The sequence below is a fragment of the Meiothermus sp. genome, assembly GCF_025060375.1.
Lineage (GTDB): Bacteria > Deinococcota > Deinococci > Deinococcales > Thermaceae > Meiothermus.
The window spans coordinates 1-19795 of sequence record NZ_JANXCG010000057.1; the positions used below are offsets into that span (position 1 = coordinate 1).

General features: G+C 65.6%; 20 protein-coding genes. 14 read left to right on the top strand and 6 right to left on the bottom strand.

The annotated features are described in order from the left end of the window. Nucleotides 1–105: 105 nt before the first annotated feature. Nucleotides 106–624 (top strand): YIP1 family protein, encoded by a 519-nt coding sequence (locus tag NZ849_RS07375; RefSeq protein ID WP_295405779.1) that lies wholly within the window; start codon nucleotides 106–108, stop codon nucleotides 622–624. 3 nt (nucleotides 625–627) lie between these two features. Here NZ849_RS07375 and NZ849_RS07380 read toward each other — a convergent pair whose 3' ends face one another. Further along, nucleotides 628–3051, bottom strand: coding sequence for a galactose oxidase-like domain-containing protein (locus NZ849_RS07380; protein WP_295405728.1), 2424 nt, complete (start codon nucleotides 3049–3051; stop codon nucleotides 628–630). A 191-nt stretch (nucleotides 3052–3242) separates the two neighbouring features. Between NZ849_RS07380 and NZ849_RS07385 the strand changes: the two genes are divergently transcribed. Genes NZ849_RS07385 through NZ849_RS07405 form a run of 5 tightly spaced genes read left to right on the top strand, consistent with a single transcriptional unit; the run spans nucleotide 3243 to nucleotide 7701 of the window. Continuing rightward, entirely contained in the window at nucleotides 3243–4127 is an 885-nt protein-coding gene (locus NZ849_RS07385) for an NAD(P)-dependent oxidoreductase (protein ID WP_295405729.1), read from the top strand. 49 nt (nucleotides 4128–4176) lie between these two features. Further along, nucleotides 4177–4614 carry a hypothetical protein gene (locus tag NZ849_RS07390; protein ID WP_295405730.1) on the top strand — a complete coding sequence of 146 codons (438 nt, stop codon included), beginning with the start codon at nucleotides 4177–4179 and terminating at the stop codon, nucleotides 4612–4614. A gap of 10 nt (nucleotides 4615–4624) precedes the next feature. Continuing rightward, the gene (locus tag NZ849_RS07395) at nucleotides 4625–5677 is read left to right on the top strand and encodes an AAA family ATPase (protein ID WP_295405732.1); all 1053 of its coding nucleotides are present in this window, start codon (nucleotides 4625–4627) and stop codon (nucleotides 5675–5677) included. 12 nt (nucleotides 5678–5689) lie between these two features. Then, nucleotides 5690–6643, top strand: a complete 954-nt coding sequence (locus tag NZ849_RS07400) for a DUF58 domain-containing protein (RefSeq protein ID WP_295405734.1) — start codon at nucleotides 5690–5692, stop codon at nucleotides 6641–6643. Then, on the top strand, nucleotides 6640–7701 hold the full coding sequence (locus tag NZ849_RS07405) for a VWA domain-containing protein (protein ID WP_295405737.1): 1062 nt from the start codon (nucleotides 6640–6642) through the stop codon (nucleotides 7699–7701). Before NZ849_RS07400 ends, NZ849_RS07405 begins: the two co-directional genes overlap by 4 nt. 189 nt (nucleotides 7702–7890) lie before the next feature. Here NZ849_RS07405 and NZ849_RS07410 read toward each other — a convergent pair whose 3' ends face one another. Beyond that, a complete protein-coding gene (locus tag NZ849_RS07410) occupies nucleotides 7891–8499 on the bottom strand; it encodes an LON peptidase substrate-binding domain-containing protein (RefSeq protein WP_295405739.1) in 609 nt (202 codons plus the stop codon). A 128-nt stretch (nucleotides 8500–8627) separates the two neighbouring features. Here NZ849_RS07410 and NZ849_RS07415 point away from each other — a divergent pair, with 128 nt between their 5' ends. The 5 genes from NZ849_RS07415 (at nucleotide 8628) to NZ849_RS07435 (ending at nucleotide 12224) form a co-directional block, all read left to right on the top strand. Continuing rightward, the gene (locus NZ849_RS07415) at nucleotides 8628–9080 is read left to right on the top strand and encodes a cytochrome c (protein WP_295405741.1); all 453 of its coding nucleotides are present in this window, start codon (nucleotides 8628–8630) and stop codon (nucleotides 9078–9080) included. Nucleotides 9081–9115: 35 nt separating this feature from the next. After that, entirely contained in the window at nucleotides 9116–9649 is a 534-nt protein-coding gene (locus NZ849_RS07420) for a PadR family transcriptional regulator (RefSeq protein ID WP_295405743.1), read from the top strand. Between the two features lie 72 nt (nucleotides 9650–9721). Continuing rightward, on the top strand, nucleotides 9722–10576 hold the full coding sequence (modA, locus tag NZ849_RS07425) for a molybdate ABC transporter substrate-binding protein (protein ID WP_295405745.1): 855 nt from the start codon (nucleotides 9722–9724) through the stop codon (nucleotides 10574–10576). Further along, on the top strand, nucleotides 10573–11253 hold the full coding sequence (modB, locus tag NZ849_RS07430; protein ID WP_295405748.1) for a molybdate ABC transporter permease subunit: 681 nt from the start codon (nucleotides 10573–10575) through the stop codon (nucleotides 11251–11253). The genes modA and modB overlap by 4 nt, the downstream gene beginning before the upstream one ends. Next, nucleotides 11220–12224: an ABC transporter ATP-binding protein gene (locus NZ849_RS07435; protein ID WP_295405750.1), complete on the top strand. Its 1005-nt coding sequence runs from the start codon at nucleotides 11220–11222 to the stop codon at nucleotides 12222–12224. The genes modB and NZ849_RS07435 overlap by 34 nt, the downstream gene beginning before the upstream one ends. On the opposite strand, the gene tatA is transcribed toward NZ849_RS07435, so the two are convergent. Beyond that, nucleotides 12221–12400, bottom strand: a complete 180-nt coding sequence (gene tatA, locus NZ849_RS07440; protein WP_295405752.1) for a twin-arginine translocase TatA/TatE family subunit — start codon at nucleotides 12398–12400, stop codon at nucleotides 12221–12223. The genes NZ849_RS07435 and tatA overlap by 4 nt on opposite strands. 157 nt (nucleotides 12401–12557) lie before the next feature. On the opposite strand from tatA, the gene deoC reads away from it, so the two are divergent. Genes deoC through NZ849_RS07455 form a run of 3 tightly spaced genes read left to right on the top strand, consistent with a single transcriptional unit; the run spans nucleotide 12558 to nucleotide 16583 of the window. Beyond that, complete coding sequence (gene deoC, locus NZ849_RS07445) at nucleotides 12558–13535, top strand: deoxyribose-phosphate aldolase (RefSeq protein WP_295405754.1); 978 nt, start codon at nucleotides 12558–12560, stop codon at nucleotides 13533–13535. A 2-nt stretch (nucleotides 13536–13537) separates the two neighbouring features. Further along, nucleotides 13538–15895 carry an aldehyde dehydrogenase family protein gene (locus tag NZ849_RS07450; RefSeq protein ID WP_295405781.1) on the top strand — a complete coding sequence of 786 codons (2358 nt, stop codon included), beginning with the start codon at nucleotides 13538–13540 and terminating at the stop codon, nucleotides 15893–15895. A 22-nt stretch (nucleotides 15896–15917) separates the two neighbouring features. Then, on the top strand, nucleotides 15918–16583 hold the full coding sequence (locus tag NZ849_RS07455) for a PIG-L family deacetylase (protein WP_295405756.1): 666 nt from the start codon (nucleotides 15918–15920) through the stop codon (nucleotides 16581–16583). Here the strand turns inward: NZ849_RS07455 and NZ849_RS07460 are convergent. The 3 genes from NZ849_RS07460 to NZ849_RS07470 are packed head-to-tail and all read right to left on the bottom strand — an operon-like array spanning nucleotide 16486 to nucleotide 19795. Next, nucleotides 16486–17817, bottom strand: coding sequence for a chloride channel protein (locus tag NZ849_RS07460; RefSeq protein WP_295405758.1), 1332 nt, complete (start codon nucleotides 17815–17817; stop codon nucleotides 16486–16488). The two genes, NZ849_RS07455 and NZ849_RS07460, sit on opposite strands and share 98 nt — an antisense overlap. A gap of 23 nt (nucleotides 17818–17840) precedes the next feature. Further along, a complete protein-coding gene (locus NZ849_RS07465; RefSeq protein ID WP_295405760.1) occupies nucleotides 17841–18947 on the bottom strand; it encodes an amidohydrolase family protein in 1107 nt (368 codons plus the stop codon). Further along, nucleotides 18944–19795, bottom strand: coding sequence for a GNAT family N-acetyltransferase (locus NZ849_RS07470; RefSeq protein WP_295405762.1), 852 nt, complete (start codon nucleotides 19793–19795; stop codon nucleotides 18944–18946). Before NZ849_RS07470 ends, NZ849_RS07465 begins: the two co-directional genes overlap by 4 nt.

A 19795-nucleotide genomic window follows, 5' to 3' on the forward strand; every position in this document is an offset into this window, starting at 1 on the left:
GCTACCGAAGAGCAAAACGGGGCCAAACAGCAACAGCGGCATGACGAGGATGGGCAGAACCAAGGTGGTGAAGAGCAACCTTCCATTCTGGACACCCTGAGCCAGATGTTCTCCCAGAGCCTGCAGGTGCTGAGCCGGCCCAGTGTGGCTACCTTTGAGGAGCTTGAGAACAAAGGCACCTTGCGCGAGGCGCTGATATACGTGCTGGTGGCGGCGGTAGTCACCGGATTGCTGGGAACGGGCTCGAGCGCTACGGGTTTCCTCAGCAGCGTTATCGGCACCCTGGCTGGGTTTCTGGTCTTCACCTACCTGGTCTACTACGTGGGGCAGAACCAGGGGGGAAGTGGCAGCCTAGACCAGGTGGCCTACACCTTCGCCCTGTTCTGGGCTCCCATAAACGTAATCTTCTCCGCCTTGGGGTTTCTGCTGGTCATCACCGTGCTCGGTATCCTGCTCCTTCCCCTGCTGGCCCTGGCGGCCCTGGCGGTCAACGTCTACTTTGCCTACCTGGCGGTGCAGTCCAGCATGAACCTGCGCGAGAGGGGCAAGATCTGGCTCACCCTCGTTGCTGCCTTTCTGGGCGCGCTGGTAGTAAGCCTCCTCACCGCGGCCCTTCTGCGCTAGGGTCTACCGGATGCGCAGGATTCTGGCCACCGAGGGCACCCCTTTGTCGTCGATGAGGAAGAGCATGTAGAACCCCGGAGGGGCGATGTTGCGGGCCCCACCTGGGCTGGGCGAGCCATACTGCCCGTCGTAGGGGGCCCGCACGGTGAGGGTGTAGCCGTTTTGCTGGAAGTCCAGCTCGAGGTACCGCTGATTCTGGTCGAAGCCGTGGGTGGGGGCGCCCAGGGCGACAAAGGTGACCTTTTGGATGGAGCGGGCTGGGTCTGGATGGGCCCAGCGCACCGTGAAACGCTGGTTGTAGGCCAGGGTGGGGTAGTCTGTCTCGGGGGCCAGCCCCTCCAGCCCGGCGATGATGGGCCTGGGTGCCAGGCTGCCGTCTTCCTTGAACAGGTAGGCGGGGTAGTAGATTTCGTGGTTTTTCTGGTTGATCTTCTCGGGCCGGCCGTACCACCGCCCGTAGTAGCCCTCGTCGCGGCCCCCGGTCTCAAAGTTGCCCGCGCACTCGCCACATCCCCCGCCCCCCACGGTGAGCACGGTGGCGTCGGGCAGCAGGAGGGAGGCCGAGTGGTAGATGCGCGGTCTCTGCGCCCGCGGGCCCAGCACGAAGTGGCCAGTCCCCCCGCTTGCTGGGCGTTTCCAGATTTCGCTTTGGTAGACCGCTAGGTCAATGTTGAAAACGGTGGCGGGGTTGACGGTTTTGGGCCACCACTCGCGGGCCAACGTTCCGCTCAAAACTGGCCGGGCTCCTGTTGGCCTCCTGCCCGCATAGCCGGGGATGGACTGGGTGTTCTCGCCCCCGTCCTGCTGGCCGCCGTTCACAAAGATGTCCCCGTTGGCCAGCAGGGTGGCGTCGAGGTGGGTGCGGCTGTAGCGCATCTTGGGGCCGGGCGTCATGGTGGGGGGGGTGTTGGCGTTTTGGGCCAGGGTGATGTGGAGGGTGGTGTGGCCGTTTTCCCAGTTGTTGAGGGAGAATATGGCCAGCTCCCCCGAGCTCCAGTCGTCGGCGGCGTAGCCCCCCCCGATGACCAGCACCTTGCCGGGCTCGTACATCACCGAGCTGCCGTAGACCCGGTGGGCGTCGTAGGGGATGCCGTGGCTGGTGGACTCCCAGATGCCCGTCCACTGGCCCTGTCGCCAGTCCAGCAGGCCCTTCTGTTTGCCCGCGCCCGAGAGGAAGGCCAGGCCGTTGGGGGCGATGTGCCACCAGGGGTAGTAGTGCTCGAAGGAGTTGACCTCAGCAGCGGTGGCCTCCAGCATCCGCAGGGTGCTGGTATCGGGGTCGTAGACCTCGAAGGCGTTGTTGTGGGCGGTGCCCCGGGCGTTCTGGGTGCGCACGCCCTTGTCTAGGCCCGGGGCGTTGGCTATGGTGCTGTGAGGCTTGCCCTGGGCCAGCCCCTCAGGGCAGCGGCCGCTGGGGGTGCGGCACCGGGGGTCGGTGGAGCCCTCCACGAAGCTGGGGTTAGGTTTGGAGGTTCCGCCGGTGATGAGAAGCTCGCCGTTGGGCAGTTTGGTCACGGTGGGGTACCAGCGGCCCCACCACATGTCGGGGGTAGTGGGGCCTGGGCCAGGCGTCCAGGTGTTCGTGCGGGGGTCGAAGATGTTGGTGCGGGGGCTGCCCCACTCGAGCCCCAGGTTGCCCCCTGCGGTGAAGAGGCGGCCATCGTTCAGCACGGTGTAGCCCGCGCAGAAGAGGTCGGTGCCTTTGGGCTGGCCCGAGACGCTGCGGCCGTTTTGCTGGCTGCCATTGCCGAAGCTCACATCCTCAAAGGCCCCGCTGGTTGGGTCCCAGACCACCGCCATGGTGCCGTCCTCCTGGCCGGGGGGGTTGTTGTGGGGATCGAGCTCGTGGACGTCGGTTTTTTCACGGTAGCGTCCGATGTCGTCCGAGGCGTACCAGGCTACCACCTTGCCGTTGGGCAGCAGGGCGATATAGGTGGCTACCAGAGGCCAGTTGTCCACCACCGGGCCGAAGCAGCCCACCTCGTGGGCAGGCCCGTTGCCAGAGTGATTGGAGCAGCCCATAGGCACCGGCACCGGGTTGGACTCCACCCAGTCGCTCTGCCCCTGGGCGGTTTTGGTGCGCACCCGGTAGACGAAGGTTTTGCCGCCGCTCACAATCTGTCGGTCGGTGTGGGAAGGGCTATTCAGGCCACTGGCGAGCGGTTGGAAGGCTTCGTTGCCTATCCTGCGCTCGATTTCGTAGCTGGGGTTGGCCACGTTCTGGGGTGGCTTCCAGCTGAGCTCCACCTGGGTTGGCGAGACCGCCCAGGCCATCACGCTTCGAGGGGGCTCGAGGTTGCTCGAAGGGGCAGAGGGCTGTGGGTTCTGAGGGCAGCCAGCCAGCAGCAGGGCCAAGGCTAGGCCAAATAGGAACCTGTGGAATTGCTTTGCGGGCGCTTCTCCCAGCGGCAGGAGGGGTGCTTTCATATGAGAACAGCCTAGCCCTCAGGATAGGCCAACATTTGTCCTTGGGGGCAGGGGGCTCGTGAACTGCCGTGTTGCGCCTTGGTGGGGCTCTCTAAGGAGAATCACGGGCACTTCGTTATCCCCTTTGGGGGTGCGAGGGAAAGGGCTTAACGTCCCTCATAACGGGGTGAAGCCCCGTATATATTGGGGGCATGGTAGGAGAGGCGACGCCCAAGTTGGCCTTTATCGGGCTTGGGGCCATGGGTTATCCGATTGCTGGTCACCTGGCCCGCCGCTACCCCACGCTGGTGTGGAACCGTACCCCTTCCAAGGCCGAGGCCCATGCCAAGGAGTTTGGCTCGCAACCCGTGGCGTTTGCCCAGGTGGCCCAGGCCGATATCCTCTTCACCTGTCTGCCCACCTCCCAGGAGGTGCACGAGGTAGCCGAGCGGCTCCTGCCCTACCTGCGCCCGGGAACCCTTTGGATAGACCACACCTCGGGGGAGCCGGACCTGGCCCGAAGGACCGCCGCGCGGCTGGCCGAAAGGGGGGTTTCCTACCTGGATGCCTGTCTTTCGGGGGGCGTGGCGGGTGCGGTGCAAGGCCGGGCCACGGTGATGGCTGGGGGAGCCCCAGAGGACTTTGAGCGGGCCCGCCCGGTGATGGCTACCTACGCCGCCAAGATTGTCCACGTGGGTCCGCTGGGTTCAGGGCATGCGGTTAAGGCGGTGAACAACGCCCTTCTGGCGGTGAACCTCTGGGCCCTTAGTGAGGGGATGCTGGCCCTGGTGCGGCAGGGAGTGGATGCAAGGCTGGCCCTGGAAGCAATTAACGCTTCCTCGGGCCGCTCCAACGTGAGCGAGAACCTGTTCGGCCAGCGGGTGCTCTCGCGGGAGTTTCCCAATACCTTTGCCCTGGGGCTTCTGGTCAAGGATTTGGGTATTTGCGCGCGGGTGCTCGAGGCAGCGGGGACGCCAGCCCCCATGCTCCGCCAGGTGCGCGAGTTCTTCGAGGTTGCCAGGCGCGAGCTAGGTGAGGTGGACCACACTGCGGTGGCCCGCCTCCTGGAGAGGTGGGCGGGGGTGGAGATGGGGTGAATGTGGGGGATTCTCAGATTTAACCCACTATTGCGTCATAAAGTGGGGTATGGTACCGGGAAAGGTGGCTTGGTGGGGGCGGTTCTTGGGGTTTGTTCTCCTCCTGGGCTTGGCCTTCGGCCTGGGCCGTTGGTCGGCGCCCTCGGAAGGCCTCAACCCGCAGCCCTTTGGGGGCCAAGCAGTGAGGGTGCAGTTTGACCCCCAGCAACCGCTCCAGGCGGCGCCCGATGCCAGGGAGCTGATTCCTCTTCTGCCCGGGCCGGGCCAAGGGCCAGGGACCGGATCACCCCAGGAGGGGCAGGAGTGCCCCCTGCTCATTTACCAGGATGGCCAGCTCTACCGCTTTGAGCTTCCAGGGCAGCCCATGCCGGGGGGTCCCTTGCCTGGGCCGGGGATGCCCGAAGGCTCACCTGAGCTCATCCCCCTCGAGCCGCAAGCCCCACAACCCAGCCCACCCCCCAGGCAGGAGCCTGGCCCCAACATCTAGCGAGGTGCCCATGAGTGAAGCCCAGAAGCCCCTTCTCGAGCCCCAAGCGGTGATGGAAGCCGCCGCAAAACTGCGCACCCTGCTTTTGGAGGTCAAGAAGGTCATCGTAGGACAAGACCTGATGCTGGAGAGGATGCTGGTTGCCCTCCTGGCCCGGGGGCACGTCCTCATTGAGGGGGTGCCGGGCCTGGCCAAGACCCTGGCCATCAAGACCCTGGCCGAGGCCATTGGGGCCAGCTTCAAGCGCATCCAGTTCACCCCGGACCTGGTGCCCGCCGACCTTTTGGGTACCCGCATCTACAACCCCAAGGAGGCCACCTTTGAGGTGGAGCTGGGTCCTATCTTTGCCAACCTGATTCTGGCCGACGAGATCAACCGTGCCCCGGCCAAAATTCAATCGGCCCTGCTGGAAGCCATGCAGGAGCGCCAGGTGACCATCGGCCACCAGACCTACAGGCTACCCGACCCCTTTTTGGTGCTGGCCACGCAAAACCCCATTGAGTCGGAGGGCACCTACTTCCTGCCCGAAGCCCAGGTGGACCGCTTCATGTTCAAGGTCTGGCTAGACTACCCGGCCTTCTACGAGGAGATGACCGTGGTGGAGCGGGTTTCCTCAAAGTTTGAGCCGGTTGAGGTGGTGCTGAGCGGCGATGAGCTGCGTGAGCTTCAGGCCATGGCCGACCGGGTGCACGTCCATCCGGCGGTTACGGAGTACGCTGTCCGCCTTACCCGGGCCACCCGTGACCCCGGGGAGGTGGGGCTGGCCCAGCTCAAAAAGTACATCAGCTACGGGGGCAGCCCCCGGGCCAGCGTCAACCTAATCCTGGGGGCCAAGGCTCTGGCCATTGTGCGGGGCCGCGAGTACGCCTTACCCGAGGACGTGCGCGACCTGGCCCCGGAGGTGCTGCGCCACCGGATTATCCCTTCCTACGAGGCCCTGGCCGACGAGGTGCGGTTAGAGGAGGTGCTGCAGAAGATCATCGCCGCCACCCCTCTTCCCAAGGTGCACCTGGGCGACCCCTACCGCGAGGCCCGTTCGTCTTTGGAGAACCCTTCGGCGTGAGCCCGAAACACCATGCTTTGGCGCCGCAAGAGCAAGATTGAGATTGCCCTGCCGCCGGAGCCCAGGGGGCTGAGGCCGCGCGAGCTCCCTGCAGAGCTACTCAGGCGGCTTGAGTTTCGCGTGCTCAAGCGGCTGGATGGCTTTCTGTTTGGCGACTACACGGGCTTCTTCTACGGGCCGAGCCTGGATCTGGCCGAGGTGCGGGAGTATCAGCCGGGCGATGAGGTGCGTCGCATTGACTGGAACGTGACTGCCCGCACCGGTCGGATTCACATCCGCCAGTACCGCGAGGAAAAGGAGGTCACGGTCTGGCTGCTTCTCGACCTGTCGGCCTCCATGCGCTTTGGTACGCGCCGGGTGCTGAAGGTAGAGGAGGCCCTGGAGTTTGCTGGCGTTGCGGCGTCCATCGCTGCCCGGCACGGCGACAAGGTGGGGGCCATTGGATTCTCGGAGGCCGGGCTGAGGGTGGTGCCACCTGGAACCGGCCGAAGGCAGGTCCTGCGGGTGTTGCACGAGATGCAGCAGCACCTGGAGCAGCCAGGCCCGGGGGGAGGGGGGCTCGAGCGGGCGCTGGACTACGCGGCGCGGACCCTGAGGCGCCGGGGGCTTTTGTTTGTGGTTTCCGATTTTCTCCTGGCCCCGGAGGAACCGGATTGGGTGCCCTTGCTGAGGCGGCTTTCCTACCGCCACGATGTGGTGGCGGTGCGCGTTCTGGACCCTGCCGAGCTCGAGCTGCCCAGCGCAGGGGAGCTGCGCTTGCGCGACCCCGAGACCGGGGAGGAGGTCTGGCTGGACACCAGCGACCCCAGGGTGCGCCAGGCCCACGCCGCTTTGGTAAGGGCTCGCGAGGTCCGGCTCGAGCGGGCCTTGCGGGCTGCCCAGGTGGATACCCTCACCCTTTTGACCGCCCAGGAGATCGTAGAACCCTTGCTCAGGTTTACCCTACGCCGAAGGGGGCAGAGATGAGCTTTATCTGGCCCGAGTACCTTTGGTCCCTCCTTCTGGTACCCCTTTTCTTGGGTTTCTTGGCTTGGGCCCGGCGGAGGCGGCAGCGGACCGCCGAAGCCTTCGCCGAGGCCCGTTTGAGGGCCCTGGTGGTCCGAACGCCGCCCCAGGCCCATGTGCGCTGGCCTTTGGGGTTGCAGCTTCTGGCCCTGTTGCTCCTCCTTCTCGCTGCCGCCCGCCCGGTGGCCAGCCCTCCTTTGCCTACCAACAAGGCCGCGGTGGTGCTGGCCATAGACGTCTCGCGCTCCATGCTGGCCTCCGACCTGAACCCGAGCCGCCTCGAGGCGGCCAAGGCCACCGCCCGGAAGTTCGTGGAGCTGGCCCCGCCCACCACCCGGATTGGCCTGGTGAGCTTCTCCGACGCGGCGACGGCCCTGGTGCTCCCGACCACCGACCGGCGGCAGGTTTTGGAAGCCATTGACCGCCTTAGACCAGCCCAGAACACCTCTTTGGAAAACGCCATCGTGACCAGCGTGCGGGTGCTCCCCGGGAGGCGCAACCTGAAGCCTCCAGCCGAGCTGGCCCCTCCGGGGTCGGGCCTCCCTGATCCCCTGCAAGGGGTCCCGGAGCTGCCTGCGCCCCCATCCGCCTCTCCCCAAGATCTTCCCCCAGGCAGCGTGGTTATTCTCTCTGACGGGGTTTCCAACGTGCGCAGCGACTTCAACCTGTCCACCCGGGCCAGCCTGGAGGCCGCAGCCCGCTTTGCTAGGGAGAGCAATGTCCGGCTTTATACCTTTCCCATGGGCCAGCCGGGGGGGACGGTCATGCAGCTCGAGGGGCGGAACTACTACGTGCCCTTTGAGCCGCGTAACCTCGAGCTTCTAGCCCAGCTCACCGGAGGCAAGAACACCTACCCGCCCACCGAGGAGGCCCTGCGTCGGGTGGTCCAGGAACTGGGCGTTCTCATCCGATGGGAGGCCACCAGGACCGAGATCAGCTCTGTGCTCTCGGGGCTGGCTGCCTTATTGATGGTGCTGGGGGCGGGGCTGAGTCTGCGTTGGCAGCGGCGGGTCCCGTGAGGCGGGTTGGTGTTTTTGTGGCTCAGACCGCCTGGGCTGCTGCCTGCCGATGGCCGCGGACTGAGCGGTCAGGGTACGCCCTCGTGGGGTTGGGATGACCCAGCGAGGGACCACCGCCGGGCCTCAGACCGTGGGCTGGGGCAGGAGGGGCAGCCGGCCGGGCCTGGGTTTTCAGCCTCGGGCCTGGGTTTAGGCCTCAGCGGGGTGACCCGCAAACGAGCCCTGGCGCATGAGGGCCTGGGCCAGCTCGAGCCGCGCCAGCAGGGAGGGGGCTTCTAGCAGGGCCTGCTTGTCCAGTGCGGAGACCCGCAGGTTGACGCACAGGAAGGAGGCCTGGTACAGGGGGTCATCGGGAAGGTTGGCGATGGCCTCCTCTAGCGCCTTGGGGTCGGCCACCCCGGCCATGTAGCTGCGAAAGGTCTCTAGGGCGTCCCAAGCTGCCACGATTTCCTCACTGCGGGCAGCGCGCTCGAGCGGATAGGGAAGGTCCAGGGTGGTTTGGTAAAGGGTGTTCTCCAGCACCCCCACCTCCTCTACCCGGCAGCGCTCCCCTCCCCGGCAGACGATGTTAAAGGTGCCGTCGGGGTTTTCCGAGGCGGCCAGTAGGTCCACGTAGCCCCCCACCTCCCGGATGCCCGCAGGGGTGGCTAGGGCAATCACAAAACGCCGCGGCCCTTCGCTTTGGGCCAGCAGGTGGCGCACCATCTGCTTGTAGCGCTCCTCAAAGATGTAAAGCGGGATGAGCAGCCCTGGAAAGACCACCGTCTCGGGCAGAGGGAAGAGGGGTAGCCGCCTCACGCACTTAGGTTAAGGAGGCGACCCCTGGTTTGCCAACCTTCCGAGGCTCAAGCTCCCCCTTGGGCTCCCTTAACCCGGCTTTGCCGGGTTCTTATCTTTACCCCCCAGCTTCTCCCTATACTTTAGGCATGCGACGCCTCCTGGGCCTAACCATTCTGCTAGCGCTGGCCCTGGCCCAAAGCGGTGCTCAGCTCTACCAGCAAAACTGCGCCTTTTGCCATGGGGAGGCCGGGCAGGGGCGGGTGGGGGCCTACCCTCCTTTGGCCCAGCACGCCCCGGAGCTACTCAAAAGCGCAGAGGGGCGGGCCCACCTCCTGAGGGTCATGCTCTACGGAATGCAGGGCCCGGTGCGGGTACGGGGCCAGACCTACGACGGGGTGATGCCGGCCTTTCCCCAGCTCAGCGATGAGCAGATTGCCTCGGTGCTCAACCACATCCTCGTGGCCTGGGGCAACGATCGGCTGCTCCCCCAAGACCACCGCCCTTTTACCGCTGCCGAGGTGGCCGCTTTGCGGGCCTCGGGCACCCGCCTTTCGCCCCAGCAGGTAGGGGAGGCGCGGGCCCGCATCCGGACCCCCTGAGCCTTTGGGGTTTGCGAGGCGGTAGCCTTTATTTTGTGACCGGCCGCCTTTCCACCACCGACTGGGCGGTGCTCTCAGCCTTGCTGGAGGGTGCTTCCCACGGCTTTCGCCTTGCGGTCTTGTTCTCTCGGGAGGGGGAACTGGGGGATATATGGCGCATCCAGCGCCCCCAGGTCTACCGGGCCCTGGAGCACCTGCGGGTGCGGGGGCTGGTGCAGGAGGTGGGGCGGGAGGAGGGGGGAGGCCCTCCCCGGACCGTCTTTGCCCTTACCGAGGCTGGACGGCGGGCGGCTTTGGGCTGGCTCTACACGCCGGTGGAGCGGCTGCGCTATGGCCGCTCGGACCTTCGCTTGAAACTGGCTTTTCTCCTGCGGCTTTCCCTGGACCCCACGCCCCTTTTGCAGGCCCAACAGGAGCTCTTCACTCAAATCCTGGCCGGCCTCGAGGTTCGCCTTCCGGAGGCCCAGGGTCTCGAGCGGCTTTCCGTCCTCTGGCGCTTGCAGATGGCTCGAGCCAGCCTGGATTTCATCGCCCAGATGATGGTTGAGGGGGAACGCTCTCCCCCGTAGGCTTGTAGGGACAGCCCTTTGGGGCCTATAATCCTCCCACCTAGTTACACTGTAACTAGCTGGGAGGAGTGTATGTCGCGTTGGTGGATGGTGTTGTGCTGGGTGGGTCTCCTTTGGGGGCAGGCCCAGACCGTGCGGGTGGTGGCTGCTTCGGACCTGCAGTACGCGCTTCCCGAGATTGCCCGGGCCTTTGAGCAGCAGAACCCTGGGCTGAGGGTGGAGCTCAGCTTTGGTTCCTCTGGCAAGCTCTACACCCAGCTTGTGCAGGGCTTGCCAGCGGATATCTTTTTCTCCGCCGATGCGGTTTTTCCCCAGCGGCTCGAGGAGGCTGGGCTCACCGCCCCGGGCACCCTGCGGCTCTACGCGGTGGGGCGGATGGTGGTCTGGGTCGCCAACGTTTGGGCACAGCAGGGCCTTGATCCTCGCCAGGTGGGGCCCCGCGTTCTGCTGGACCCCAGGGTGACCCGCGTGGCGCTGGCCAACCCGGTGCACGCTCCGTACGGTCGCGCAGCGGTCAGCTTGCTGGAGCGGTTTGGCCTCGTCCGCGAAACCCGGAGTGTGCCGTGGGAGGAGATGACGGCGGGGATTCCCGCCTACTACGATATCTCGGCGCTGCGCCGGGGTAAGCCCAGCTTTGAGTTTGTCTACGGGGAGAACATCTCCCAAGCTGCCCAGCTCGCCCTCTCCAGCACCAACGTGGGTATCCTGGCGCTCTCCATAGCCCGCAGCGAGGCCATGGAGCGGGCTGGGGTCTATTGGCTGGCCCCCCTGAGCAGCCACCTGCGCCTCGATCAGACCTACGCCATCCTTCGGGGGCGGGACCGGCCCGAGGTGCGGCGCTTCTACGAGTACATCGCCACCCCTGAGGCCCACCGCGTGCTGCGCAGGTATGGGTTCTTCCTGCCGGGGGAAAGAGTGCAGGAATGAGCGACCCGGTCTTTTGGGAAACCCTGGGCCTTACCCTGCGGGTGAGCCTGCTCAGCACCCTCATCCTTCTGCTGATGGGCGTTCCCTTGGCTTGGGTGCTGGCCCACAAACGCTTCTGGGGCAAGCGGGTGGTGGAATCGGTGGTGCTGCTGCCCCTGACCCTGCCCCCTACGGTGCTGGGTTTTTACCTGCTCCTGCTCCTGGGCCAGAACGGACCCATCGCCCAGGTGCTGGGCTTCAGCTGGGCCTTTCGCTTTGAGGGGTTGGTGGTGGGTTCGGTGCTCTTCAGCCTGCCCTTTGCCCTAAACGGCTACCGCGAGGCTTTTCGCGGCCTGGAGCCGGACCTCATCCAGACCGCCCGTACTTTGGGGGCTGGCTGGCTTCGGGTGTGGCTCGAGGTCATCCTTCCCCTCACCTGGCCCGGTATTCTCTCCGGGTCCATCCTGGCCTTTGCCCACACCCTTGGGGAGTTCGGGGTGGTGCTGATGGTGGGGGGCAGCATTCCCGGAAAGACCCAGATGGTGAGCATCTACATCTACGATCAGGTGCAGGCTCTGCGCTTTGACCGGGCCAATCAGGCCGCAGGCGTGCTGCTTTTGATAAGCTTTGCCTTGGTCTATTTGGTGCGCAGCCTGGAGGACAGGTGGAAATCGCGTACACCCTCGAGCGTCCGGTGAGGCTCAGCCTTCGGCTTCATATCCGGGGGTTTACGGTACTGCTGGGGGAGAGTGGGGTGGGGAAGACCAGCCTGCTCAAGGCCGTAGCCGGTCTGCTTCCGGCCCGGGGAGAGCCCTTCGGGGGCCTGCCGGCAGAGCGCCGGCCGGTGGGCTACCTGCCCCAGCACTTTGCCCTTTTCCCCCACCTCAGGGCCTGGCAGAACGTGGCCTTTCCGTTGGTCCGCTGGCCTCGGACCCAGCGGAGGGAGCGGGCCTTGGGCTACCTGGCCCAGATGGGGATTGCCGAGCTGGCGGAGCGCTTTCCCCGCGAGCTTTCGGGCGGACAGCAACAACGGGTGGCCCTGGCGCGGGCCTTGGCGCGGGAGCCCGCCCTCCTTTTGCTGGATGAGCCCACCAGCGCTTTGGATATGGGCACCCGTGAGGAGGTTTTCTCAGGGGTACTGGAGCGCCTGAGGGCCTTGCGAATCCCGACGCTGGCCGCCTCGCACGACCCTTGGCTGGCTCAGCGGGCCGACTGGATAGGGGTGCTGACCCGAGGGGGCTTGCTCCAGCAGGGCACCCCTGAGGAGGTCTTTACCCGACCAGCCAGCCTCGAGGTGGCCCGGCTGGTGGGGTTTCGCAACCTCTTTGAGGCCAGCGTGGGGGCTGTGGATGGGGAGTGGCTTTGGTTGGACTCCCCCCTGGGCCGGTTGAAGGCGCTGCGCCCAGCCTGGGCCCAGCCGGGCCGGCGGGTCTGGCTAGGGTTGCGCTCCGAAGAGGTCTTTACCTTGGAGGGTGAGGAAAACCGGCTGCGGGGGAGGCTGCTGGCGCTCAGGGCGCAGGGGGTGCGGTGGCGGGGGTATCTGGAGGTCGGTGGGGCAAGCCTGGAATTCCTGCTCCCCCGCTACCGGCTGGAGGGGCTGGGGCTGAGGGAGGGGGAGGAGGTGGAGGTGCGCCTCGAGCCGCGTTTTTTACACCTAATGCCGGACTAGGACTGCTTCTGTTCGGGTTTGACCTCCTCCGGCTTTTTCTCCTCCTCGCTGATAGCCTTGCGGAACTCGCGGGCCGACTGGCCCAGCCCCCGGGCCAGCTCGGGTAGCTTGCGCGCCCCAAAAAGGAGCACCACGATGAGCAGGATGATCAAGAGCTCGGTTGGGCCTAAAGGCATGGCTTCCTCCTTCCCTAGAGTATACCTTTTTGGGTTAGGTTTTTGAGCACAAGGCTGTCTGGACGGTCTTTGGGATACAGCAGGTCTGCCGCCTGCAGCGCTCAAGACGCCCCGGTTTAGCAAAGCAGGTTATAATCGGTCTGGCTCGAGGCGTTCCATGGCCCTTGTTCTCTCCCAAACCCATGCCCTGCCGCGCAACCCCGGCACACCCCTTGACCTGGGTATGCTTGAGGAAGCTCGGGTCAACCGCAGCGCGGTCGAACGCCGGGTGGCCACCTTACCCGCGCGCCGAACAGTGAAAAAAGCATGGCAGGCAGCCTGGCTCCTGCACGCCGTGCGAACCCTGGACCTCACCACCCTCTCCGGCGACGACACCCCAGGTACGGTGCGCCGCCTCTGTGCCAAGGCCCGTCGGCCGGTTCAACCCGACCTTTTGGCGGCTTTGGGGGTAGAGGGGCTTCGGCTTACGGTTGGCGCGGTGTGCGTCTACCACGAGATGGTGCCCACGGCGGTGGAGGCCCTGCTCGGAACGGACATCCCGGTTGCCGCAGTCTCCACGGGCTTTCCCGCCGGGCTCAACCCTCATCGGCTTAAACTTCAGGAAATCGAGGCCTCGGTGGCGGCTGGCGCTCGTGAGGTTGATGTGGTAATTTCGCGTCGCCACGTGCTGACCGGCAATTGGCCGGCGCTTTATCAGGAGGTGCGCGAATTTCGCGAGGCCTGTGGGGAGGCCCACATGAAGGTCATCCTGGCGGTGGGGGAGTTGGGTACCCTTAAGAACGTCTACAAGGCCAGTATGGTGGCCATGCAGGCAGGGGCCGACTTCATCAAGACCTCTACTGGCAAGGAAGCGGTCAACGCCACGTTGGAGAGCGGCCTGGTCATGCTGCGGGCCATCCGGGCCTATCACCAGGCCACCGGCTACCAGGTGGGCTTCAAGCCAGCCGGGGGCATTCGCAGCGCTAAGCAGGCTCTGGACTGGCTGATTCTGGTTAGGGAGGAGCTGGGGGTGGACTGGATGCAACCCCGCCTTTTCCGCATAGGTGCCAGTGCCCTCCTAAACGACATAGAGCGGCAGCTTACCCACCTGGCTTACGGCCGCTACGCTTCCATGCAGTACCAGCCCCTGGGGTGAGGATGACCGTTGCTGAGATTATGCAGACCCTCGAGTACGGCCCCGCCCTCGAGGCCGCCGAGCCCGCCTTGGACTGGCTTAGGTCGCACCGCGGCCGTTTTGGCCTCTTTATAGGGGGCAGGTGGCGTGCGCCCAGGAGCGGCACGTGGTTCTCCACCCTGAACCCTGCCGATGGTCGGGAGCTGGCCCAGGTAGCCCAAGCGGGCCAGGAGGATGTGGATCTGGCTGTGCGGGCAGCCCGCAGGGCCTTTGCGTCTTGGGGAAAGACCCCTGGGCACCTGCGAGCCCGTTACCTCTATGCGCTGGCGCGGCAGATTCAAAAGCACGCCCGGCTCTTTGCGGTGCTGGAAACCCTGGACAATGGCAAACCCATCCGTGAGGCCCGCGATGTGGACATCCCTTTGGTGGTCCGGCACTTCTACTACCATGCGGGCTGGGCTCAGCTTATGGCCTCGGAGTTCCGGGGATATGAGCCCCTGGGCGTGGTGGGGCAGATCATTCCCTGGAACTTTCCCCTTTTGATGCTGGCCTGGAAGGTGGCCCCAGCCTTGGCCATGGGCAACACGGTGGTCTTGAAGCCCGCCGAGTTTACGCCCCTCACAGCGCTGCTGTTCGCGGAAATCTGCGCCCGGGTGGGCTTGCCGGCCGGGGTAGTGAACATCCTCACCGGGGATGGCCGCACCGGGGCCGCTCTGGTTGACCACCCTGGCGTGGATAAGGTGGCCTTTACAGGCTCTACCGAGGTGGGCCGTCTTATCCGACGGGCCACTGCGGGAAGTGGGAAGCGGCTCTCCTTGGAGCTGGGGGGCAAGTCGCCGTTCATTGTTTTTGAGGACGCCGATCTGGACAGCGCGGTGGAAGGGGTGGTGGACGCTATCTGGTTCAACCAGGGCCAGGTTTGTTGCGCGGGCTCGAGGCTTCTCGTTCAGGAGGGTATTGCGGAAAAGTTCCACCAGAAGCTCAAAGCCCGCATGGAAAAGCTGCGTGTGGGCAATCCGCTAGACAAGGCGGTGGACATTGGGGCCATCATTGCCCCGGTACAGCTTGAGAAGATCAAGCGAATGGTCCAGAAGGGCTTGGAAGAGGGCGCTGAGCTGTGGCAACCCTCCTGGTCGGTGCCTGAGGAGGGGTGTTTTTATCCCCCTACGCTTCTGACCAACGTGACCCCCAGCGCCACCATCGCCCAAGAGGAGATATTCGGCCCGGTGCTGGCCTCTTTCACCTTTCGTACCCCCGAGGAAGCGGTGCGCTTGGCCAACAACACCCGCTACGGCCTTGCGGCCAGTGTCTGGAGCGAGGACATCAACCTGGCCCTGGATGTGGCCGTTCAGCTCAAAGCCGGCACTGTCTGGATCAACAGCACCAACCTGTTTGATGCGGCCAGCGGTTTCGGGGGTTACCGCGAGAGCGGCTTCGGCCGGGAGGGGGGTAAGGAGGGGCTCTGGGAGTATGTGAAGAGGGCCGAGCTGAAGGCAACCCTGCCCAGGCGGAAGGCTTTGCCCGCCCAGCCCCAGCCCCGGCGCCCGGGGGCTCTTCCCCCAATAGACCGCACCGCCAAGCTCTTCGTTGGGGGCAAGCAGGTCCGCCCTGACTCGGGCTACAGCCGTCTGGTCTATGGGATAGATGGCGCCCTTCTGGGCGAGGTGGCCTTGGGTAACCGCAAGGATATCCGAAACGCGGTGGAGGCAGCCCGGGGGGCTTTTGAGGGCTGGCACAGGGCCTCTGCCCACCACCGCGCGCAAATCCTCTACTTCCTGGCCGAGAACCTCTCTGAAAGGGCCGCTGAGTTCGCCCAGCGCATCGCCCAGCAGACCGGCCAGGAGGGGCACGAGGAGGTCGAGGCGGCCATTGAAGCCCTTTTCTCCGCGGCCGCTTGGGCCGACAAGTACGAAGGTGTGGTGCACCCCACCCCTTACCGGAACGTGACCTTGGCCATTCCCGAGCCGGTGGGGGTGTTGGGAATCCTCTGCCCCGACGACCAACCCCTGCTGGCCCTGGCCCGGCTGGCGGGAACGGCGCTTGCGTTGGGGAATGCCCTGGTGGTGGTGCCTTCCCCGCTGGCTCCCCTCACGGCCACCGACTTCTACCAGGTTTTGGAAACCTCCGATGTGCCCCCAGGGGTATTCAACCTCGTTACCGGGGAGCGCGACGAGCTGGCCCAGACCCTGGCGGAGCACGACGATGTGGATGCGGTTTGGTATGCCGGGCCGCGGGAAGGGCAGGCCATGGTGGAGCGGGCCAGCGCTGGGAACATGAAGCGGACTTGGACGCTGCCTCAGACCGGGCCGCTGCCCGAGGTAGAGGAGGTTCTGCGCCAGGCCACCCAGGTCAAGAACATCTGGGTGCCCTATGGGGCTTGAGCTTTCAGCTTATACTTGAGGGGTGCGCTTACTTGCTGTTTTTGCCCATCCAGACGACGAAATTGGGGTAGCAGGCACGCTGGCAAAGCATGTGCGGCGAGGGGATGCGGCCATGCTCCTGTGGCTTACCCGGGGGGAGCTGGCCAGCCAGTTTGGCGATACCCCCCCTGAGGAGGTGGCCCGTGTCCGGGAGGGGCACGGGCGACGGGTTGCAGAGATAATCGGCGCCGAGCATGGCTTTCTCGGCTTTCCGGATGGCGGGCTTACCGGTGGAAGGGAGGAAGCGCTGGCCGTTGCCCGGGTGATGGCGGAATGGAAGCCCGATGTGGTCATCACCTGGAACCCCCACGATGTTCACCCGGACCACCGCGCAACCTACTGGGCCACCCTTTCGGCCCTTAAGTTCTGCCGCATTCCCAAGCTGGTGGGCCGGCCCCACCGCGAGCCCGTTCGGTTGTTTCACTACTACCGCAGCGACATTCCCCGGCCCGTGGTGTATGTGGACATCGGCGAGGAAGGCCAGGCCGTGGCCGAACAGGTGTTCGGTTTTTACCAGGGCTTCTACCGATGGGACTACAGCCTGGAGGATTTCAGGGCGAGCCGCTCGAGGTGGGGGGCGGAGGCTTCTGTGAAGTTTGCGGAGCGCTTTCAGGCAGAGGCTCCCCTGGCCCATTCCTATCTAGGCTAGACTCCTCGAGCTCGAGGCTCCCTTTGGGGCTGGTAAAGGTGTAGGCGGCAAAGGCGGCCGTGAGGCTCAGGGGCAACAGACCGTACCCTCCTATCTCCCCGGCCAGCACAACCGCGGCGAAGGGCGCTCGAGCCATCCCGGCCAGCAGCGCGGTGATGCCTACCAAGGCTGCGGTGGATGGGGAGGGGACCAAGGAGGGGGCGGCCTGGCCCAGAAGCTCGGCCAAAACCAGGCCGCTCAGCCCACCTAAGGCCAGGGCTGGGGTGAGCTGGCCGCCGTAGGCCCGCACTCCCCCCGCCAGGATCAGAAGGGCGAGCTGGGTGAGGAGGAGCGCCCCTAAAAAGGGGAGGGTTAGGATGGGCGAGGTGCCGAGCTGGACCCAGGGCAGCCCATTGCCCAGAGCCTCGGGCAGCAAAAGCAGTACCAGGGCCAGCACGCCGCCAAAAAGGGCGTGCCGCATCCCGAAGCTCAGGCGCCTGAGGAAGCGTTGTAGGAGGCGCTCGCTTTCCAGCCACAAGCTGCCCACCCCAGCGCAGACCAGGCCAGTGATGAGGCCAAAGAGGAGCTGGGGCCAGGTGAAGGGACCTGGGGCCAGCTCCAGTAGGGGGCCGTAGCCGTGCAGGAGGCCATATACGGTGAACCCGGACAGGGCCCCAATGAGGGCTGGGGCCAGCGCGCCTACCTCGAGGGCCAGCCCTCGGTAGACAATCTCGCTAGCCAGCAGCGCCCCTGCCATCGGGGCGTGAAAGGCTGAGGCAAAGCCCGCGGCCATCCCAGCGAAGGGGAGAAAGCGGCTTGACTCTCCCAGCGGGATGCGCCGCCCCAGGATGCTTCCTATCCAGAGGCCCAGCGCAGCCATGGGCCCCTCCCGGCCCATGGGGGAGCCTGCTCCAAGCTGCACCAGTGCGCCCAGAATGCCGCGCAGGTATTCCATTGCCCGGACCGGCTGGCCTGAGCGATAGGCGGCTAGGAGCCATCCCAGCCCCCGACCTGAACCCAGGTAGCTCGAGGCCACGAAGACCAACGGCAACAGCAGGGCCAGCCAGGCGGGGCTAGGCCCTCGGAAAACCTGGGTGAGCCCGCCCTCTCCGGGCAGTCCTGGGGGCAGGTACCCCAGGGTTTCGCCCATCAGGTAGCGCTCTATGAGCCTCAGCAGAGAGGCAAACCCCGCGGCGAAAGCCCCGGTGAGGGCGCCTGCAAAAGCGCTGTAGAGGATGAGCGCGCCAATCTGCATAAGCGGGGCCGGAGGTCTTCCAGCTACCAGGATTGTACCTGGGAGACCGGGGTTCCGCGCGTGATGCGGGGGGTTTCCAGGCCCAATGTCCGGTAGCCGCTTCGGGTAGCGGCCCGCACCAGCACCCTGGGGTCCACCTTGCCCCAAAGCGCCAGGGCCTCATTGCGTACGTCCAGGTCGGGGCTGCTGGCTAGGGAGTCGGTGCCCAAGGCCACCTCTAGGCCGTGCTTTAGGTAGAGGGCCCAGGGGAACTCGCCGCAGTCCAGGGCTGCGTTGCTGCGGGGGCAGGACACCACCCGGCTGCCGCTTTGGGCCAGCATCTGCACCTCCTCTTCGTCCACTTGTACCCCGTGGACCAGGGTCAGATGGGGTCCCAGCACCCCCAGCTTTGCCAGGTAGCGCACCGGGGTAAGTCCGGGGAGGTCTTGATAGGGGGGAAGGCCCAGGCTCTGAGGAATGGCCTGGAGCGCCCCTCTGCCCTGGGTTAGGAGTTCGGTTTCCTCAGGGCTTTCGGCTACGTGCATCTGGAGGGGGAACCCCTCCTTTTGGGCCAGTTCGGACAGCCTTTTGAGCAGGGGAGGGCTCACATTGAACGGGGTGTGGGGCGCAAGGCCCACCCGCAGCCTACGGCTCCTGCGCTGAAGCCGGGCGACCAGGTGGGCCAGGCGGCTGGCCACAGCCTCGGCCTCCTGGGGGTTGCGGTGAATCACCTCCAGGTAGACCACCCCTGGCAGAGGGCTGTTCTCCACCAGCCAAGCGGCCCCCTCGAGGTTGTAGGCGATGTCGCCAAAAGCCCCCGCGCCGTTTTTTTGGAGCTCGGCAAGCCCCTGCCGCACCGCCGCTGGCGTACGGCTGGAGCGGTGCGCGATGACGTGACGGATGAAGGCAGGATAGGGGCCTTGGAAGCGGGGCGTGGTGGAGAGGTCTAGGTGGGTGTGGGCGTTGACCACCGGAGGGGTGAGGGCTTTTCCCCTGTGGACCACCTCGGCTTCGGGATAACACCGCCGCAGCTCCTCCAGCGGCCCTGTTCTCACCACGTACCCCCCCTGGACCAGCAGCCCCCCATGGCGCATGGGGGTTCCGAACCCGGTGTAGACCACCTCAGCCGTCCATATCTGAAGCTCGTTCAAAAAGCTCCTCCCTCAGCCTCGGTGGGTGGGGCTGGCTCGCAGGGTTGGGCATGGCGGCGCTCCAGGACGTAGCAGTTGGGCTTTCTTGCGAACCCCACAGCCCGGTAACCCCGGGCCAGGTAATGCCCGAAGACCAGCCGGCTGTGTTCCCGCCAGGCCAGCGCCAGCGCGGGGTCGGCCTGCAGGATGGCCCCCCAGTCCTCGGGAATCTGGACCATGATGCGGTTTTCAGAGAGTTCCAGCCGGGCCTCCAGGGGTACCTCTCCCTCTACCCGGTTGACCAGGGGCAGCCCCTCGGTCTTTGGGGGGGGTGGGGGGGCGTACAGCCGCTCCAGCACCCTTGGGCTCCTCAGTTCCCAGGTGGCGTAGACCCGGTCGGAAGGAGCCCCAGCGTTGATGCCTCCCATGGGGCCGTAGCAGTTGGGGATGTAGCGGTCAAAGGTGGCGCCCAGTTTTTGCAGGTTGAAGTGGGCGTTTGCAGCCCGCAGGGGGTCAAAGGTCCAAACCACCCGCTCGTAACCCCGGGACAACGCCCAGTCGCGCTGGTAGCGCTTGAGCAAAAACCCGACGCCCATGTCCCGGTAGGCCGGCAGGACCCCGGCCATGTGGGAGTGGTGGTCGGTGGGGCGGCTGGTGGGGAAGCCGAAGATGAAGCCCACCAGCCTCGGCCTCTCACTCCCCTCTTCCCGCGCGTAGGCCCCAGCCAGCAGGGCTCCTTCGTGCACCAGGGCTATTAGGGTACCCGGACGGATGCTCTCGCCAGGGTCGTTCCAGATGGCCCGCTCGAGCGCGGGGATTTCCAGGGCCTCCTCGGGCAGCTTTAGCTCGCGGATGAAAAGCTCCGGCAT

Bases quoted from the DNA above. Each gene is read 5' to 3' on its own strand.
- NZ849_RS07460 (WP_295405758.1), bottom strand. From the start codon at position 17,817: ATGCAGATTGGCGCGCTCATCCTCTACAGCGCTTTTGCAGGCGCCCTC.
- NZ849_RS07415 (WP_295405741.1), top strand. From the start codon at position 8,628: ATGCGACGCCTCCTGGGCCTAACCATTCTGCTAGCGCTGGCCCTGGCC.
- NZ849_RS07375 (WP_295405779.1), top strand. From the start codon at position 106: ATGTTCTCCCAGAGCCTGCAGGTGCTGAGCCGGCCCAGTGTGGCTACC.
- deoC (WP_295405754.1), top strand. From the start codon at position 12,558: ATGGCCCTTGTTCTCTCCCAAACCCATGCCCTGCCGCGCAACCCCGGC.
- NZ849_RS07395 (WP_295405732.1), top strand. From the start codon at position 4,625: ATGAGTGAAGCCCAGAAGCCCCTTCTCGAGCCCCAAGCGGTGATGGAA.
- NZ849_RS07385 (WP_295405729.1), top strand. From the start codon at position 3,243: ATGGTAGGAGAGGCGACGCCCAAGTTGGCCTTTATCGGGCTTGGGGCC.
- modA (WP_295405745.1), top strand. From the start codon at position 9,722: ATGTCGCGTTGGTGGATGGTGTTGTGCTGGGTGGGTCTCCTTTGGGGG.
- NZ849_RS07390 (WP_295405730.1), top strand. From the start codon at position 4,177: ATGGTACCGGGAAAGGTGGCTTGGTGGGGGCGGTTCTTGGGGTTTGTT.
- modB (WP_295405748.1), top strand. From the start codon at position 10,573: ATGAGCGACCCGGTCTTTTGGGAAACCCTGGGCCTTACCCTGCGGGTG.
- NZ849_RS07400 (WP_295405734.1), top strand. From the start codon at position 5,690: ATGCTTTGGCGCCGCAAGAGCAAGATTGAGATTGCCCTGCCGCCGGAG.
- NZ849_RS07470 (WP_295405762.1), bottom strand. From the start codon at position 19,795: ATGCCGGAGCTTTTCATCCGCGAGCTAAAGCTGCCCGAGGAGGCCCTG.
- NZ849_RS07380 (WP_295405728.1), bottom strand. From the start codon at position 3,051: ATGAAAGCACCCCTCCTGCCGCTGGGAGAAGCGCCCGCAAAGCAATTC.
- tatA (WP_295405752.1), bottom strand. From the start codon at position 12,400: ATGCCTTTAGGCCCAACCGAGCTCTTGATCATCCTGCTCATCGTGGTG.
- NZ849_RS07405 (WP_295405737.1), top strand. From the start codon at position 6,640: ATGAGCTTTATCTGGCCCGAGTACCTTTGGTCCCTCCTTCTGGTACCC.
- NZ849_RS07450 (WP_295405781.1), top strand. From the start codon at position 13,538: ATGACCGTTGCTGAGATTATGCAGACCCTCGAGTACGGCCCCGCCCTC.